The organism is Pseudomonas sp. AD21 (assembly GCF_002878485.1).
Classification (GTDB): Bacteria; Pseudomonadota; Gammaproteobacteria; order Pseudomonadales; family Pseudomonadaceae; genus Aquipseudomonas.
Map to the genome: position 1 here is coordinate 1 of NZ_NQYG01000027.1, position 17,726 is coordinate 17,726.

Annotated in this window: 5 protein-coding genes and 1 pseudogene; 2 read left to right on the top strand and 4 right to left on the bottom strand. The window is 60.7% G+C overall.

From position 1 onward, the window contains the following. Window positions 1-9,373, bottom strand: a 9,373-nt coding sequence (locus PseAD21_RS16905) for an autotransporter-associated beta strand repeat-containing protein (RefSeq protein ID WP_256588176.1), incomplete at its 3' end; no start/stop codon positions are given. 591 nt (window positions 9,374-9,964) lie between these two features. Continuing rightward, window positions 9,965-10,543: pseudogene (locus PseAD21_RS30320) on the bottom strand (ESPR-type extended signal peptide-containing protein); the annotation flags it as partial. 603 nt (window positions 10,544-11,146) lie between these two features. Between PseAD21_RS30320 and PseAD21_RS16915 the strand changes: the two are divergent. Next, window positions 11,147-13,933, top strand: coding sequence for an EAL domain-containing protein (locus PseAD21_RS16915; protein WP_146011291.1), 2,787 nt, complete (start codon window positions 11,147-11,149; stop codon window positions 13,931-13,933). A 344-nt stretch (window positions 13,934-14,277) separates the two neighbouring features. On the opposite strand, the gene PseAD21_RS16925 is transcribed toward PseAD21_RS16915, so the two are convergent. Both PseAD21_RS16925 and PseAD21_RS16930 read right to left on the bottom strand, forming a co-directional pair. Beyond that, window positions 14,278-15,474 carry an MFS transporter gene (locus tag PseAD21_RS16925; protein ID WP_102356667.1) on the bottom strand — a complete coding sequence of 399 codons (1,197 nt, stop codon included), beginning with the start codon at window positions 15,472-15,474 and terminating at the stop codon, window positions 14,278-14,280. A 55-nt stretch (window positions 15,475-15,529) separates the two neighbouring features. Then, window positions 15,530-16,579, bottom strand: coding sequence for an NAD(P)-dependent alcohol dehydrogenase (locus PseAD21_RS16930; RefSeq protein ID WP_102356668.1), 1,050 nt, complete (start codon window positions 16,577-16,579; stop codon window positions 15,530-15,532). Window positions 16,580-16,768: 189 nt separating this feature from the next. On the opposite strand from PseAD21_RS16930, the gene PseAD21_RS16935 reads away from it, so the two are divergent. Further along, a complete protein-coding gene (locus tag PseAD21_RS16935) occupies window positions 16,769-17,701 on the top strand; it encodes an AraC family transcriptional regulator (RefSeq protein ID WP_102356669.1) in 933 nt (310 codons plus the stop codon). The last annotated feature ends 25 nt before the right edge of the window (window positions 17,702-17,726 follow it).

Consider the following 17,726-nt stretch of genomic DNA (forward strand, 5'->3'; position numbering starts at 1 on the left):
AGCTGTCGTTGCCCGCGCTGCCCGTGTAGCCGCCGTCGACATTCAAGGTTGTGCCGCTCGCCACCGTCGTGGTGACCGCGCCGTTGATCGCACCGCCGGCACCGATGTCCAGCGTGCCACCCTCCACATTGACGACAGTGAAGCTCGAGCTCGCCGGCCCATCGACATGGAGCGTGCCTGTGTTGGTCTTGGTCAGGGTCTCGAAATTGATCGCGCCGCCCAGCGTCGCGCTGCCTGCGATATCCGCCAGGAAGGTATCGGTGCCCGCCCCTCCGTCCACGGCATTCGCCAAGCCCGACAGATCGGCACCGTCCCGGACAGTGAAGGTGTCGTCGCCTTCGAGCAGGTCCACGGTGCCCGTGCCGGTCAGCGTACCGGCTACGGTCATTGTGTCGCTCCCGCTCGTGCCGGTGAAGCTGCCGTCCACGTTCAACGTCGCGCCGTTGCCGACCGTGGTGTCCTGCACCGATACCGTGGCGCTTGGCCCGATATTCAGCGTGCCGCCGAGCACGTCGACTTGCAGCAGGTCGGTCGCGGCGGGACCGTTGATGTCGAGGGTGCCGACGCCGGTTTTGGTCACGCCTTCGAAGTTGACCAATGCGCCCAGATCGGCGGCCAGGTTGATGTCGTAGACGCGGGTGTCCAGACCGGCCCCCCCGTCGATGGTGCCGATGATATTGGTGCCGTCGCGCACGATGAAGGTATCGTTGCCATCCCCCAGCGCGAAGGTTCCCCCCTGCGTGTCGAGCGTGCCGATCACATCGAGTACATCGTTGCCGGCGCCCAGGTCGCCGCTGGCGAGCAAGGTCCCGCCCGCTCCCACGGTGACGGTATTAGTGCCCACACTACCGATGATCGTCGCGGCCGTACCGCCCGCTCCCTGCAGCGAACCATCGACATTGAGCGTCGTGTTGTCGGCCAGCGTCACGGTCGGCGTGCTCAGTGCACCGTCCACGTCCAGCGTGCCGCCGTTGATCGTGGTGCCGCTGCTGAAGCCCTGTGTCCCGGTCAGCGTCGCCGTGCCAGTGTTGTCCTTCTGAAGGAATTCGAAATTGATCGTATCGCTGGCGTCGAAGCTCAGTGTGTTGGCGTTGTTCAGCACGACGGTGTCGCCTGCGCCATGCGCGCCGCCGTCGATGACGTTGCTCAGCACCGCGCCGTCGTTGAGTGTCAGCGTGTCGTCACCGGCGGCCAGGTCGATGGTGCCACTGCCGCTGACCGTGCCGGACACGTCGAAGCTGTCGTTGCCCGCGCTGCCCGTGTAGCCGCCGTCGACATTCAAGGTCGCACCGCTTGCCACCGTCGTGGTGACCACGCCGTTTATCGCACCGGCAGCACCGATATCCAGCGTGCCGCCCAGGACGTTGACCGTAGTGAACGACGAAGAAGCCGGGCCATCGACGTTGAGCGTGCCGATGTTGGTCTTGGTCAGCGTCTCGAAGTTGACTACGCCCCCCAGGACCACACTGCCGGCGATGTCAGCCAACACTGTATCCGTTCCATCTCCGCCACTCAGCGCGTTGACCAGACCCGACAGATTCGCGCCGTCGTTTAAGATCAGCGTGTCGTCGCCGTCACACAGATCGATGGTGCCGCTGCCCCTCACCGTGCCGCCAACGGTCATCGTATCGTTGCCGGAGCCGCAGCCGTAGCTGCCGTCCACGTTGAGGGTGGAGCCACTCGCGACGAGCGTATTGAGCGGACTACCGTCGGCGGGCCCGTCCACGATGCCATCCGGCCCGATGTTCAATGTGCCCTCCAGCACGTTGACGTTCTGGATGGTGGACGGGAACAACACGCCGACGGTATCGCCGTTAATGTTGAGGGTGCCGCCACCGGTCTTGGTCAGGACTTCAAACTGAGCCAGTGCGCCGAGATTGGCAGTCAGGTTGATATCGGCGATGGCGGTGTCGTTACCATCGCCGCCGTAGACGACGCCATCCACCACAGCCCCGTCGTGCAGGGTGAACAGATCGTCGCCGTCGCCCAGCGAGAGCACGCCGCTGAAGCTGCTGCCATTCGTGTTGAGTTCACCGTACACGTCCAGCACGTCGTTGCCGCCCGCCAAGTCGCCTGTCGCGAACAGCAAGCCGCCAGCCCCGATCGTTACCGTGTTGACGTCATCGTCACCGCCAAGGAGCGCTTCGGCGCCATTGAAGCCTCTTACCACGCCGTCAACGTTGAGCGTCGTACCGCCAAGCAGAACCATATCCGACGTCTCCAGCGTGCCGTCCACATCCAGCGTGCCCGCCGCCACATTGACGCTGCCGAAACCCTGGGTTCCGATCAAGGTCGCGATACCCGTATTTTCCTTCTGCAGGAGCTCGAAGTTGGTCGTGTTGCCAGCGTCGAACGTAAAGGCATTGGCGTTGTTCAACACCACGGTATCGCCGTTTATAGAGTCTCCGCCGCTGACGACGTTGCTCAGCACCGCGCCATCGTTGAGGGTCAGCGTGTCATCGCCGCCACACAGGTCGATGGTGCCGGTGCCCGACACCGTGCCGGACACTGTCATCGTATCGTTGCCGTCGCCGCATCCATAGCCGCCATCGACATTCAAGGTGGCGCCGCTGCCAACCAAGGTGCTGAGCGTGCTGCCCGGGGTCGCCACCACGCTGCCGGTGGGTCCGATGTTCAACGTACCGCCCAGCACGCTGACTTCTTGCAGATCGGTCGCACCGGGGCCGTTGAGGTTGAGAGTGCCCGTACCGGTCTTGGTCACGCCTTCGAAGTTGACCAGTTGGCCCAGGTCGGAGGTCTGATTGATGTCGTAGACGCGGGTATCCACGCCAGCACCACCGTCGATAGTGCCGATGACATGGGTGCCGTCGTGCACGGTGAAGGTATCGTCGCCATCGCCCAGCGCGAAGGTTCCGCCCAGTGTGTCGAGCGTGCCAACCACGTCTAGCACATCGTCGCTGGCCCCAAGGTCGCCGGTCGCGACCAGCGTGCCATTGACTGTCACCGTATTGATGCCGGCGCTGCCAGTAATCGTCGCGGCTGTACCGCCCGCGCCCTGCAGCGAACCATCGACGTTGAGCGTCGTGTTGTCGGCAAGCGTTACGGTCGGCGTATTCATTGCACCGTCCACATCCAGAGTGCCACCACTGATTGCGGTGCCGCCGCTGAAGCTCTGTGTCCCGGTCAGCGTCGCCGTGCCGGTGTTGTCCTTCTGCAGGAATTCGAAGTTGACGATGTTGCCGCCGTTGAGGGCCAGTGCGCCGGCGTTGTTCAATATGACCGTGTCGCCTGCGCCATGCGCGCCACCGTCGAGTGGATTGGCCAGCCCACTCAGGTCAGCGCCGTCGTTCAAGGTCAGTACGTCGTCGCCGCCGAGCAGGTTGATCGTGCCCGTGCCATTGACCGTGCCTGACACCGTGAACGTGTCGTTGCCTGCGGTGCCTTGGTACGTCCCATCCACGGTCATGGTCGCGCCCGAGGACACCACGGTGGTCTGCGGATCGACGATGGTGCCCGCGGCGATATGCAGCGTCCCGCCCCGCACCAGCACCGTATCGAACTGAGAAGTCACCGGGCCTGTGATGTTGAGCGTGCCGACATTGGATTTGATCAGTGTTTCGAAATTGACCGCGCCACCCAGGGCAGCAGTGGTGGCGATGTCAGCCGTCAGCGTATCGATGCCGAGGCCACCGTTGATCGCGGTCGTCAGACCGCTTAGATCAGCGCCATCCTGTAGCGTTAACTGATCATCGCCGTCGAGCATGTCGACGGTGCCCGTCCCCGCCACATTGCCTGCAACGGTGAAACTGTCAGAGCCTGTGGTAAAACCCAGGCTGCCATTGACGTTCAGCGCCGCGCCGCTGGCGACCGTCGCGCTGAATACACCGGTAAGGCTGGCAGCGGCATTGATGTTCAAAATGCCGGCCAGCACGTTGACGGTCGTGAAGTCCGAACCCGTCGGGCCATTGAAGTTGAGTGAGCCGACGCCAGTCTTGGTCAGGGTTTCAAACCCTTGCACGGCGCCCACGTCTGCGCTGGTATTGATATCAGTGGCGAAAGTATCGGTGCCCGCGCCCGCCGTCACGGCGCCGATGATGTGGGTGCCATCATGGATGATCAGGGTGTCATCACCGTCGCCGAGTGCGAAAGTACCACCGCCGGTGTCGAGCGTGCCGGCCACGTCCAGGAAATCGTCGCCGCCACCCAGATCGCCACTGGCGACCAGGTGGCCGCCAGCACCTACCGTCAAGGTATTCGCGCCGGCACTGCCGGTGACCGTGGTCGCGGCTCCGCCAACACCCTGCAGTGAGCCATCGACATTGAGCGTCACACTGTCAGCCAGATTCACTGATGGCGTTTCCAGCGCACCCACCACATTAAGCGCGCCGCCGTTGATTGTGGTGCCGACACTGAAGCTCTGACTGCCGGTCAGGGTGGTGACGCCGCCGTTCTGTTTGAGCAGACTCTCGAAACCCGCAGTCGCGCCTCCGTTGAAAGTCAGCGCCAGGGCATTGTCGAGCACCAACTGGTCGTTGCCGGTTCCGGCGTTGATGCCCACGCCACTGATTACAGCGCCGTCATGCAGGATCACGGTTTCGTCCCCCGCACCCAGGTCCAGGGCGGCAGCGCCCGTGTTAAGCGTACCTGCGAGGGTGACGTTGTCGGTGCCGCCGCCAAGGCTGCCGCTTGCTTGCAGCGTCGCCCCGCTGTTGATGTTGAGGGTGTTGGCGCCGGCGCTGCCGGTGAGGATGGCAGTCGTCCCGCCCATGCCTCGCACCGTGCCAACCACATTCAAGGTGGTGGCGTCCGCCATCGAGACGGTTGATGTATCTAGCGAGCCGCCCACATTCAGCGCGCCGCCATTGATCGCGGTACCGGCACTGTAACTCTGGTTGCCGGTCAAGGTCAGCGTGCCCACGTTCTGCTTGGTCAGTTGTTCGAAGCCACTGAAACCACCGAAGGTCTTCGCCAGGGCGTTGTTGATCACCAGGCTGTCGGCGGTGCCGGCACCCGCGTCGACACCGGCGCCGTTGATCACTCCGTCATTGATGGTCAGCGTGTCGTTGCCAGCGCCCAGGTTCAACACCGTGGCACCCGTATCCAGCGTGCCCGTCACGTTGAGCGCATCGCTGCCATCGCCCAAGTCGCCATTAACGCGCAGGGTCGCACCGCTGTTAACGTTGATCGTGCTGGCGCCTGCGTCGCCGGTGATCGCAGCAGTCGTTCCGCCCGCCGCTTGCACGGTACCGTCCACGTTGAGGGTGGAGGTGCTACTCATGGCAATGGAGCCGGTATTCAGCACGCCGTTCACGTCCAGTGTGCCCGCGCTCACCGTGGCGCCACCGATGCTGTTGCCTGCAGTCAGCGTAGTGGTGCCGGTGCCGACCTGCGCGAAGGTGCCCGGACCACTCATGGCGGCATTGAAGATGACCGTGTCACTGCGGTTCATCGACAACGTCGAAGTCGCCGAATCAACGATCACATTGCCGGTGCCGAGATTGCCCGACGTGTTGCCGTCGCCGATTGTCAGGTTGCCGTCGTTGACGACGGTGTTCCCGGTGTACGTGTTGTTGCCGGTCAGTACCCAAGTGCCGCTGCCGTTTTTGGCCAGTGTGGTGATACCGGTGCCGCTGTTGCCGATCACGCCGGCCACAGTGTTGTTGCCAGTGTTGGTACCACCTAGGGCGACGGTGCGTGCCACGTTGGGATTCGATAGCCCGATTGTGCCGGAATTAGTGAAGTTGATCGCGCCTGTCCCCGACGATTCGATGAACGAAACGCCGCCCGCCAGCGTGAACAGTCGATTGCTGCTGTCGCCCGAGCCGGTGTAGCGCAGGGCTGAGTCGTTGCCAATCACCAGGTTGGAGGCCGCACTGGACGCAGCGCCGATACCGCTGGCCGTGCCGCCATTGCTGAGTTTGCTAACTCCGAGCACGCCACCGCTGATGGTGGTGACACCGGTGTAGCTGCTGCTGTTGTTGGTCAGGATCCAGGTGCCGGTGCCGGTCTTGGTTAACGAGCTGACACCCGTACCGTTGTTGTCGAGCTGCGCCGACAGAGTGTTGTTGCCGGTGTTGGTACCGTTGAGCGTCAACGTGCGCGCGATGCCGTTACCGGTCAACGCAATGGCGCCGACGTTGGTCAGGTTCAATGCTCCTGTGCCCGAGGAATCCAGCGAGCCACCGCCCGCGCCGAGCGTGAACAGGCGGTCGCTGCTTTGGCCCGCGCCGCCGTACGACAGAGTGGCGCCATTGTTGATGACCAGGTTGCTTGCAGCCGCGCTGCTGGCGCCGGTGCCACTGTTGCTGCCGCCGTCGGCCAGGCAGTCGACGGCCAGGGTGCCGCCGTTGATGGTGGTGGTGCCGGTGTAGCCGTTGTTGCATCCGGTCATTCGCTGGACCTGCACACCACTCTTGACCAGGTTACCGGTGCCATTGATGTTGCCTGCATAGGCAACGCCAGCCGTATTGTTGCCGGTGCTGATCGTCAGCGTCTGCCCGCCCAGGTTGATGTTGCCGCCCGTGGTGCCGCCACCTTGCAACCAAGTGAACGAAGGATTGAAACCGTTGGCATCCAGCGTGGCGCCGGCCACGTTGCCCATGTTCAGGTAGCCATTGCCAAAGGCCGTGGCTGAGCCGGCTCGCAGGATGCCGGCCTGATCAACCACTGTGCCGCCGGTATACGTATTGTTGCCGGACAGCACCACCGTGCCGGGCCCTCTCTTGTACAGGGTGCCGGCGCCGCCCACCGCCCCACTGATGCCCAGGGTGGTCGCCGCATTGGTGACGTTGAGCACGCCAAACCCGCTCTGTACCGTGAGTCCGTGATCGATGTTGACGTTGCCACCGGTGTAATTGAGAAAACCGTTATTGAACAGTAAGTTGGAAGCAGCGCTGGTCGATGCGCCGATACCGCTTGCCTGCCCGCCATTGGCCAGACAATCGACGGTAACCTGGCTGTTGTTGTTGATGGCGGTGGCGCCGGTGTAGGTATTGTTGCAACCGGACATGATCTGGGTGCCACCCGCCTGGGTATAGCCGCCGCTACCGCTGATGATTCCGCTGAAGCTCCCGCCGGCGAGCGCCGTTAGCGTGCCGGAGCCCAGGGTCACGTTGCCGGCGCCCTGAAGCGCCCCGATCGAGGTGTTGAAACCATTGAGATCCGCCGTGGCTCCGCTCGCCACGCTCAGGTTGTTGCTTGTGCTGCCGAAAGCCTGGATGGACCCTGCGCGCAACGTACCGGCAGTGACCGAGGTACCGCCCGAGTAGGTATTGGTGCCGGAGAGCACCAGTGTGCCCGCCCCGTCCTTGCGAAAACCATCATCACCTACGGCCGTGCCGCTGACGGTCAAGGTGGTGGCCGCGTTGCTGACGCCAATCGCACCAACGCTGCCGCCAACGCCGGGTGTGCCGACGGTGAAACCACGATCGGTGCTGAACGTCCCAGCGAGATAATTGAGCGTGCCGCCATTGAGGACCAGATTGGCCGAAGCATTGCTGGACGCACCGATGCCGCTGACCTGGCCGCCATTGGCCAGGGTGTTGACCGCCAGCGTGCCGCCGGAGACGGTGGTGATGCCGGTGTAGTCGTTGCCCGCGTTGCCCAACGTCAGCGTGCCGACGCCGGTCTTGGTGAAATTGGCGCCATCGGTGCTGGTGACCAGGCCGTTGAACGTCAGGTCGCTGGCGGCACCGGTGACATCGATGGCACTGCCCAGGATCGCGCCGGATTTGGCGATGGTGAAACCGCGGTCACTGGTCGTCGTGGCACCGGTGTACCGCAGTGTGCTGCCTTCCAGCAACAGGTTGGACGACGTTGCGGACGAGGAACCGATGCCGCTGGCCGTGCCGCCGTTGGTGATGTTGCCGACCGAGAGGATCCCCTGCGACACGATGGTGGCGCCGGTGTAGGTGTTGTTGGCGTTGGTCAGCGTGACCAGCCCGGCACCGGCCTTGGTGAAGCCGACTCCGCCGCCGTTGTCGACGATCTGGGACGCTATGGTGAAGTTGCCGGTGCCATTTTGCTGAACGCCCAGTACACCACCTCCGGAGGTACCGGTGAGCGAACCGCCCGTGATCGTCTGATTGTTGGCCCCGACCGACGGCGCAACGATGATCGTGCCATCCACCCCTAGAATATTACCGGCGCCCACAGTCACGGTGGAGTTGGCTGCCGCGGTGTACTGCAAGCCGCCGATCTGCTTGCTGCCGCTCACCGTGCCAAAATAGGGCGAGTTCGCAGTGCCACCGGCATCGCTGAGGATCTCGTTGTTCAGCCAGGTGGACGCATTGTCCTTGTTGACATAGTCCGCTGTGGTGAAGGCAAGGATGTTGCCACCGACCACCTTGGCGTAATTGGTGCCGTTGACCGTGGCCCAACCGCCCAGGGTGCTATTTGTGGTGGTGATGTTGCCGCTGCCCGGCAGGTTGAAGTTGACCAGGCCACTGGTGCGGGTGATCGCCCCCAGGTTGAGCGCCATGCTGCCGCCGGTGCCGGATGTCGCGCCGATCGTGTTGTTGCCTCCAGTGACGAGGAGACCATTGAACGTCTGCGTGTTGGCCTTGCCAGCAGCACCGATCGCATTGAGCACCCCGCCGCCCATTTTCAGGGTCGAGGCGCTGGAAATGATGTTGCTGGTGGGCGCGGTGGCTGCACCGTAGTCCAACCGCAGCGTGCCGCCGTTGATCGTGGTCGCACCCGTATAGGTGTTGGCCCCGGTGAGGGTCTGCGTGCTGGCCCCGGTCTTGGTGAGGCCACCGCTGCCGGTGATGTTGCCGGCGTAGGCGGTACTGATACCCGCAGCATCGTTCAGGGTAAGCGTTCCCGATCCCAGGTCGACGGTGCCGCCCGTACCGGCCAACGAGGAAAGCGTGATGTTCAGATCATTAATATCCAGCGTGGCGCCGCTGTTCACAACGACCCCATTGGTTGCCCCAAAGGCCGTGGTGCTGCCGGCACGGAGTGTGCCGCTGTTGACAATAGTGCTGCCGGTGTAGGTATTGGCGCCGCTGAGTGTCCAGGTGGACGCGCCGCTCTTGCTCAGCCCTCCCGTGCCGGAAATGACGCCCGAGAACAGGTTGTCGGCGCCAATGTAGCTGCCGCCGAGCGTGCCGGTGTTGGTGAGTGCCAAGGTGCCACTGAGCGCAAGCGCGCCAGTGCCATCGTTGTTGATCGCGCCGCCGTTTAGCCCCCATGTCCGATTGCTGCTGTCGCCAGCGCCGGTGTAGGTCACGGCGCCATTGGTGATGCCGATGCCATTCCCCACCGCGCCGGCGCCAAAGGAACTGGCGGTGCCGATGTCCTTGAACGAACCGGCCCGTACGGTTACACCGTTGATGCCGGTCGCGGTCGTATACGTATTTACGTTGCCAAGCGTGATGGTTCTTCCGGCGCTACCGGTATAGGAGACCAAGCCATTGCCTGAAATGATGCCCAGCAATGACATGTCGGCCGAATTGGCATTGAAGTTAGTTCCATAGGTGCTGCCACCCGACACGACCATGTTGCCGGTCAGTGTCAACGTGCCTGTCCCTATGTTGCGAAAGGTGAGCGGTGCCACGGTGCCCGCGGCGTTGAATTGCCAGTTGCGGTTGGAACTGCTGCCGGCACCGAAATAGCTCAGGGTTGCAGGAACGCCACCGCCGGACCCAAGCGTGATGGTGCCATTGGCCACCGTCGTTGGCGCACCCAGGGAACTGGCCACGCCCAGATCGGCGACGGAGTTGAAGGAAAAGCTGCCGCCATTCCCGTTGCCGAAAATGGTCGCCCCGGTATAGTTGCTAGCGGCGTTGGTGAGGCTGACACCGCTATTGAGCCTGAGTCCACCAGCACCGGTGAAGCGGGCCGAGCCCACGCCGGCGCCGTTCAGCAGGACGCTGCCACTGGTGAGGGTGATGTTACGGCTCGCTGCGAGGGCACCAGTGCTGCTCAAGCTGGTGCCGCCGGCGATGGTGACGCCGTTGCCCGCCGCACCCAGCGCGGAATCGCCGTTGAGGGCCAGGCCGCCGGTATTGACCACGACATCACCGCTGAAGGTGTTGGCGCCGTTGAGGCTGAGGACACCGGCCCCCGCCTTGGTCAGACCCGCGCTGCCAGCCAGGATCGAGTTGATGGTGGCGGCGCCATTGGCGGTGACGGTGGGCGTGATCCCCCCCAGAGTCAGGGTGCTGCCGTTGAGCGTGTAACCGGTGGTCAGGAAGGTGAGGTTGTGCACGGTGATCGGCGTGCCCAGGGTTATGGTGCCGGCGGTGCCGCCGAAAAAAGCGTCGTCGAGGGTGGCATTGTTCCAGGCGCTATAGGGGCCGCTGACGCCGTCGCTGTTGGGGCTCCAGAATGCGCTGGAAAGATTCCAGGTGCCGGTACCACCCGAGCCCAGTGCCGTGCCGTTGGTATCCCAATACCGATCGGCTGCCTGCAACAACGGGCTGAACGCCATGCCCGCCGACAGCAACAAGGGCAGTATCCGGAGCCTGCGCCCCCGCCGCCCGCCGCTGCGACCTTTGCCATGAGATTTCGCATATTCGCTGACTGCTACGAAAGTACCTGCACGTCCACTCCAGACAATGCGAAATACATGATTCATGGTCTTTCCCTTTTTTCTTATTGGTTGTGCCCTGTCGAGTTACCCGCTCAACAGTTGCGCGCTGGCCCCTACACACGCAGCAAATGCACGCCGGTACATCAAATCTAGTCAGGAATATCACTAAGAAAATTCTGAAAATGCGCAAATTACCGTAGCGTCGCCCAACGGACGGTCAAGGAAATTCCCGGCAGCACATGAATTGACGGGCTAGAGTTTGCGAGCGTTCTGGAGAACGCGCGGGTCGTACGCGGGCAGATCCATGGAGCATTTGGCGATGGCGACGTTCGGAGAAACGTCTGCACACATTGGTTAGGCGTACGGCCCCCGCAATTGTCAGAATGGAGCAGCGCGGCAAGAGTGATCGGTCCGCCAAGACTCGTCCCGCACTTACCTTGCCCGGATCGATATGAGGCACCCATCTCAAGGGAAAGCTTTGTGCAATTCACCATCACTTGGGCAATGAAATAAAAGCAGGGCGAACTGCATCAGAGCGGCGCAATGCCGAAAAAATGACGCTATCCGGCATGCGGTGCAACTCAAGTCAAGGGTAACAACGACCTAGCACACAATGTTTATCCGTGCGCAGTTTGGAAAGCATCCATTTTGCATGCTGCCAAGAAAAATCTTATCCGAGTAGTCAATATTTTTTCGACGCACGTATTTCCTGACAGACTAACCTATGAAGTGTTCCGCTATGCCCCCAATTGGCTTTGTCGAGATTTCATCATGCCATGGCGATCACATTCCTTGATGGTGCGTCTTACGACAGGTATTGCTTCCTTCATGTTGTTTGTCTATGTGCTCGCAGGTTTGGCGCTCTACCAGAGTAAAAAGCAGCATGAGCTTCAAGCCGCCATCACAGCGGAGAACCTGGCGCGATCCTTGGCGATCAATGTCACTGGCGTCCTTGATAAAGTTGATGTGGGCCTGTTCGCTGTGGCAAGGGAAGTGGAGCGGCAAATGGCTGCTGGAGGCATCAATGAGACATTGCTGGATGGATATCTAACACAACAGCAGACAGCGATTAGAGATTGCGAAGGGCTATGGGTAGCTGATGAAAAAGGCGATGTCCCTTGGGGAACAATATTGACCGCCGGCAAAACGAATATTGCCGACAGAGAGTATTTCCAACGCTTGCATGAGAATTCGCATCTTGGAATGGTTATATCCAAACCTGTGATAGGACGCACCACAAAAACCTGGTCGGTCCTTCTGTCCAGACGCATCAACCACATTGATGGCTCCTTTGCAGGCGTGGCGCTAGGCTCGTTACGCATGGTGGATTATTTTACCGAGATATTCTCCACTTTTGATGTTGGAAAACAAGGAGTCATCGCAATTCGTGATGATGAGATGGCACTCATAGCACGGTATCCGGAAGTAGCGAGTGAAAGTGGAAAAGTTGGCTCCAAGTTGGTGTCAGCCAAGGCTACAGAAACTATTCGTGCGTTCCCGAATGATGGGAGCTACACCGCAGTTGCTCCACTAGACGGCATTGAGCGACTCTACAGCTATCGAAAAATTGCTAATTACCCTCTCTATATCATCGTCGCAACGAGCACCGACGAGTTTCTCGCTCCTTGGCGAAAGGAAGCAGCCATAACACTGTTACTGATAGCAATTTTCACCCTGACTATTCTTGTTTACACGCGTAACAGTTATAGACATGAAACTGAAGTTCTTAAGGCTAAAAGAATGGGGCGCTTTCGGACCGCATTCCGCGCCAGCCCAGATAGTCAGGTCATCACCCGCCTTGACGATGGGAGCCTTCTTGAGGTCAATGATGGATTTACCCGCATATTTGGCTGGACACGGGAAGAGACTTTTGGAAAAACAGTATTTGATATCGACATTTGGCGTTATCCGGAAGAGCGTCACGAATCAGTTCGACTCTTACAGCAACAAGGATACTTCATTGATCATGAAGCTGAATTTGTAAGCAAGGATGGCCGCACTTGGCCCGGTCTGATTTCGGCGCACATAATGACCCTGGATGACACTCAATGTATTCAAGGGATCATCCGCGACATCAGCGACCGGAAAGATGCCGAACAACAGATCCAAAGACTGTCATTCTCTGACCAGTTAACAGGGTTACCAAATCGCCGACTCTTTATGGATCGGCTGGAACAAGCATTGATTTCGAGTATTCGCCATCAATGGATAGGCGCATTGATGTTTGTCGATCTCGATGACTTCAAGTCCATCAACGAAACTCAGGGGCATGGCCAAGGCGACTTGTTTCTAAATGAAATAGCCCAACGATTGAGGAGTTGTGTGCCGGAGGGCAACACCGTCGCCCGCCTTGGAGGCGACAAATTCGCTCTTATTCTGGAGAGCAAGAGCGCCAATCCGCAAGAGGCGGCGAACCATGCTGAAACCATTGGCGAAAAAACCCTGCGGGAGATCGAGCAGCCTTATGAGTTGTGTACATCGACACTGCACCGAACCTGCAGCATAGGTATTACTTTGTTCGGCGAGCGGGATGAGGATGCAAGCGAGCCCCTGAAACGCGCCGAGTTGGCCATGTACCAAGCCAAAGCCTGCGGACGCAATGTCTTGTGTTTTTTCGACCCCGAGATGCAGACGGTCGTCAGCGCTCGAATCGCACTGGAGGAAGGACTGCGCAAAGCTATCAAGCAACACCACATCCTGTTGCACTATCAACCGCAGGTCACGAAGGAAGGTCGCATTACAGGCGTGGAGGCGTTAGTGCGCTGGAAAGACACGCGCGGCGGCATGATTTCTCCGGCAGAGTTCATTCCAATGGCAGAGGCGTCGGGCTTGATTTTTCCGCTAGGCCAGCAGGTGCTCGAAATAGCTTGTAAGCAGTTGGCCGTATGGGCGTATAGACCGAAGTTCTCTCACCTGACCATCGCCGTCAACGTCAGTGCTCGGCAGTTTAATCAGGATGGTTTTGTCGAACAAATACAGTCTGCGCTCGAGCTCTCCGGTGCCAATCCTCATCGTCTCAAGCTGGAAATTACTGAAAGTATGCTGGTCTCCAGCATCGAGGACGTAATAGCCAAGATGAATGCGTTGAAATCCATCGGCGTCGGCTTTTCGCTGGACGACTTTGGCACCGGTTACTCCTCCCTCTCGTATCTCAAGCGCCTGCCGCTGGACCAACTCAAGATCGACCAGGGATTCGTACGCGATATCCTGGTGGACCCAAACGACGCTGCAATCGCCAGGACAGTGGTTGCGTTGGCAAACAGTATGAGCTTGTCGGTCATTGCTGAGGGGGTTGAAACACGCGCACAGCGTGACATGCTGGCTGCCTTGGGTTGCCATAACTTCCAAGGATATTTATTTGGTTGCCCCATGGCCATAGAAGCATTGGAGGCTTACATCGATACAGGGATTCGCCACGCTCTTCCAGGCCGGTAGCCGGGCAACTGCTGCTACAGCAGTGTGTCTCGGCCTGACGCTCTCAACGTGAGGGATCCTTGCATTAGAGACCGCTCAACTCATATGGAACAGGACTGATCGGAATGGAAGCACGAGCCACTTTTTCCTCCAGGAATTTCAAACCAACCGACCTGACGCCCACGCTCGAAATTACCCCCTCGCGGTCGAACCATAGCCAAAGTGCTTGCCTTTCTCGCCGTTGACTCTGAAATCCGTCACGGACTTTTTTCGGAACGGGGCGCTGCCAATGGGGGATTCATTCACCTCTAAACGCGCACTGGCTCTCGTTTCATCCCCCATTCGCTGAGCATATTCCAACTTCTTCAGGCAGCCGCCTTCGACTCGGCAAGATCAACCTCAGTCGCACTGCGCCCCGCCAGCCAGGCGACCACAGACGCCACCACCAACACCGCTGCACTCAGTTCGAAGGTGGCTTTGTAACCACTCAGATCAAATGCCAGGCCGCCGACAATTGCCCCGGCGGCGATAGCCAGTTGCACAATGGCCACCAGTAACCCTCCGCCGGCTTCAGCGTCGTCAGGGAGCGTCTGCGCCAGCCAGGTCCACCAGCCTACGGGCGCCGCCGTAGCGACCAGGCCCCATAGGCCGAGCAGCACTGCGGTCAGCAACGGCGAGGCGCCGAAGTTGACCAGCGCCAGCGCGATGACCGCCATGATCAGCGGGATCACTGTCAGTGTGCGGTAGAGGCCATTGCCGATGAATCTTTCGATCAGAAAAGTCCCGATGAAACCGGCAAGGCCAAGGCCCAGCAGCATGAACGACAATGTTGAAACGCTGACGCCGGTGACGCCCTCAAGGAACGGGCGCAGGTAGGTGAACAACATGAACTGCCCCATGAAAAATACGCTGACGGCGATCATCCCCAAAGCGACGGGCAGCCGCTGCATCAGCCGCAGGGCGTTGCCGCTGCCGGTCTCGCGCTCGACCTTGAAGGACGGCAGGCTGATCAGCAGCCACACGGCCGCCAGCGCTGCGACCGGTACAACACAGAAGAATGCGCCGCGCCAGCCAATCAGCGAACCAAGGAAGCTGCCCGCGGGGGCGGCGATGACCGTCGCCAGCGCGTTACCGCCATTGACGATGGCCAGTGCTCGGGAAACCTGATCGGGCTGCACCAGACGCATGGCGGTCGCCGCCGACAATGACCAGAACCCGCCGATGGCGATGCCAATCAAGGCGCGTCCAAACATGAATGACGGGTAGCCCGGCGCGAATGCGACGACCGTACCCGAAACGATCATCAACAAGGTCAGGCACAGCAGCAGCTTCTTGCGCTCGACACGCGCGGCGACTGCAGCAATCACCAGACTGGTGAGCAAGGCGAAGCCACCGGAGACGGCAATCCCCTGCCCGGCCTGGCCTTCGGTAATGTGCAGTTCTGCCGCGATGGGCGTCAGCAGGCTGACGGGCATGAATTCTGAAGCGACCAGGGCGAATGCGGCCAACGACATGGCCAGCACGGCGCTCCAGCCGCGTTTTTCTGTAGAAAGGGAAGTCATTGGAACTACCTGTATTGCGAGAGGCGGCCGGGCGATTGCCCGGACGCGCTGTTTTTCACTGCGCCAGCGTCGCGTTGTCGATCACGAACCGGTATTTGACGTCACCTTTGAGCATGCGCTCGTACGCCTCATTGATCTGCTCGGCGCGGATCAACTCGATGTCCGAAACGATGCCGTGCTCGGCGCAGAAATCGAGCATCTCCTGGGTCTGCGGGATACCGCCGATCATCGACCCCGCCAGAGTGCGACGCTTCATGATCAGATTGAACACGTTGGGCGACGGATGCGGTGAGGCTGGCGCGCCGACCAGGGTCATCGCGCCGTCACGCTTGAGCAGGATCAACAAGGCATCGAGGTCGTGCGGCGCGGCGACGGTGTTGATGATCAGGTCGAAGCTCTTCAGGTGCGCCGCCATTTGCTGCGCATCGCTTGAGACCACCACTTCATCGGCACCCAGGCTTTTCGCGGCTTCACGCTTCGATTCGGAGGTGGTGAATGCCACCACATGCGCGCCCAGCGCATGGGCCAGTTTGATGCCCATGTGACCGAGGCCTCCGATGCCCACCACGCCGACTTTCTTGCCGGGGCCAGCGTTCCAGTGCCGCAGCGGCGACCAGGTGGTGATGCCCGCGCACAGCAGCGGCGCAACGGCAGCCAACTGCGCCTCGGGGTGACGAATGCGCAATGCGTAGCGCTGGTGCACGACGATCGCCTGTGAGTAGCCACCGAGGGTCCAGCCAGGTGCGTCCGGGGTCGGAAAATTGTAGGTGCCGATCATGCCGTCGCAGTAGTTTTCGAGGCCTTCGGCACACTCTTCGCAATGCTTGCAGCTGTCGACGATGCAGCCGACGCCGACCAGATCACCCGGGGCGAACCCGGTGACTTTTTGGCCTACCGCCGTGACACGACCGACAATTTCGTGACCGGGTACACAAGGGTATTGCGTACCCTCCCATTCGGCGCGCACCTGGTGCAGGTCCGAGTGGCAGATACCGCAATAGGCAATCTCGATCTGCACATCTTCCGGGCCGGGATCGCGACGCGTGATGCGCAGGGGTTCAAGCGGTTTATCGCCCGCATGGGCGCCATAAGCGAAGACTTGCATAGGGACTCTCCTGTAAGGGCTTTTCCTGTAAGGGCTTTCCTGTAACAGTTCGACACATTCTCCCGGTCGATCCGCCTCTGCCCTAGCGCATTCCTCTTGAATGCTTGCCTGATCCTCTGAGGATGCAGGGTGATGGATAGGAAACGCCTCGGCAGCGGATTAGAGTTCGGTCAACAGGAGTGACCCGACATGATCCCTACCCCCCTGCGCCATGAATCGCCTTTGGCGTCGAACATTGACTCGCGCGTGAGCGTACCGGGCGACTTCGCCACCTCTATTCCCGGGCTGTCGCTGTTTCGTCGCGATCAGCCGGCACCTCCCACCGTGTGCATGGTCGAGCCAAGCCTGATTCTGGTGGGCCGTGGTGAAAAGCGCTTGTGGGTCGGTGGTGAGGGTTACTGCTACGACCCGTCGCGATTTCTGGTCACCTCGCTGGACCTGCCCGCCAACTCCGAGGTGATGCTTGCCAGTCCCCAACAACCCTGTGTCGGGCTGGTGCTGAAACTGGATGTCGGCATGCTCGCCGAGGTCCTCAGCAAGGGTGGCTTGCCTGCCAGACGCCATCCTTCGATGAGCACAGGCGCGGGTATTGGCAGTATGTCGTCGGCCCTCGAAGGCGCCCTTGATCGCCTGTTGGCATTGCTCGATGAGCCCGAGGCAATCCCGGTGCTGGCGCCGCTGATCCTGCGGGAAATTCACTATCGGCTGCTCAATACCGATCAAGGCGCGCGACTGCGGCAGATCATCGCCGTGGATGGCCAGGGTTATCGCATCGCCAAAGCCATCGACTGGCTCAAGGTCAACTACACCGAGGCCCTGCGCATCGAAGAGCTGGCAGCGCGGGTGCAGATGAGCACGCCGACCTTTCACCATCATTTCCGCCAGCTCACTGGCATGAGCCCGCTGCAGTACCAGAAGTGGCTGCGGCTGAACGAGGCCCGCCGGCTGATGTTGACCGAACACCTGGACGTCTCGCGGGCAGCGTTTGCGGTCGGCTACGAAAGCCCTTCGCAGTTCAGTCGCGAATATGCCCGCTTGTTCGGCACCGCGCCGAGCCGTGACATCGCCCTGATGCGCGGGCAGCCACTCGAGGCAGAAGCGCCCGGCGCCGTAGCGAACTGAACGAAAGCCGGTGATGCGCCTTGCC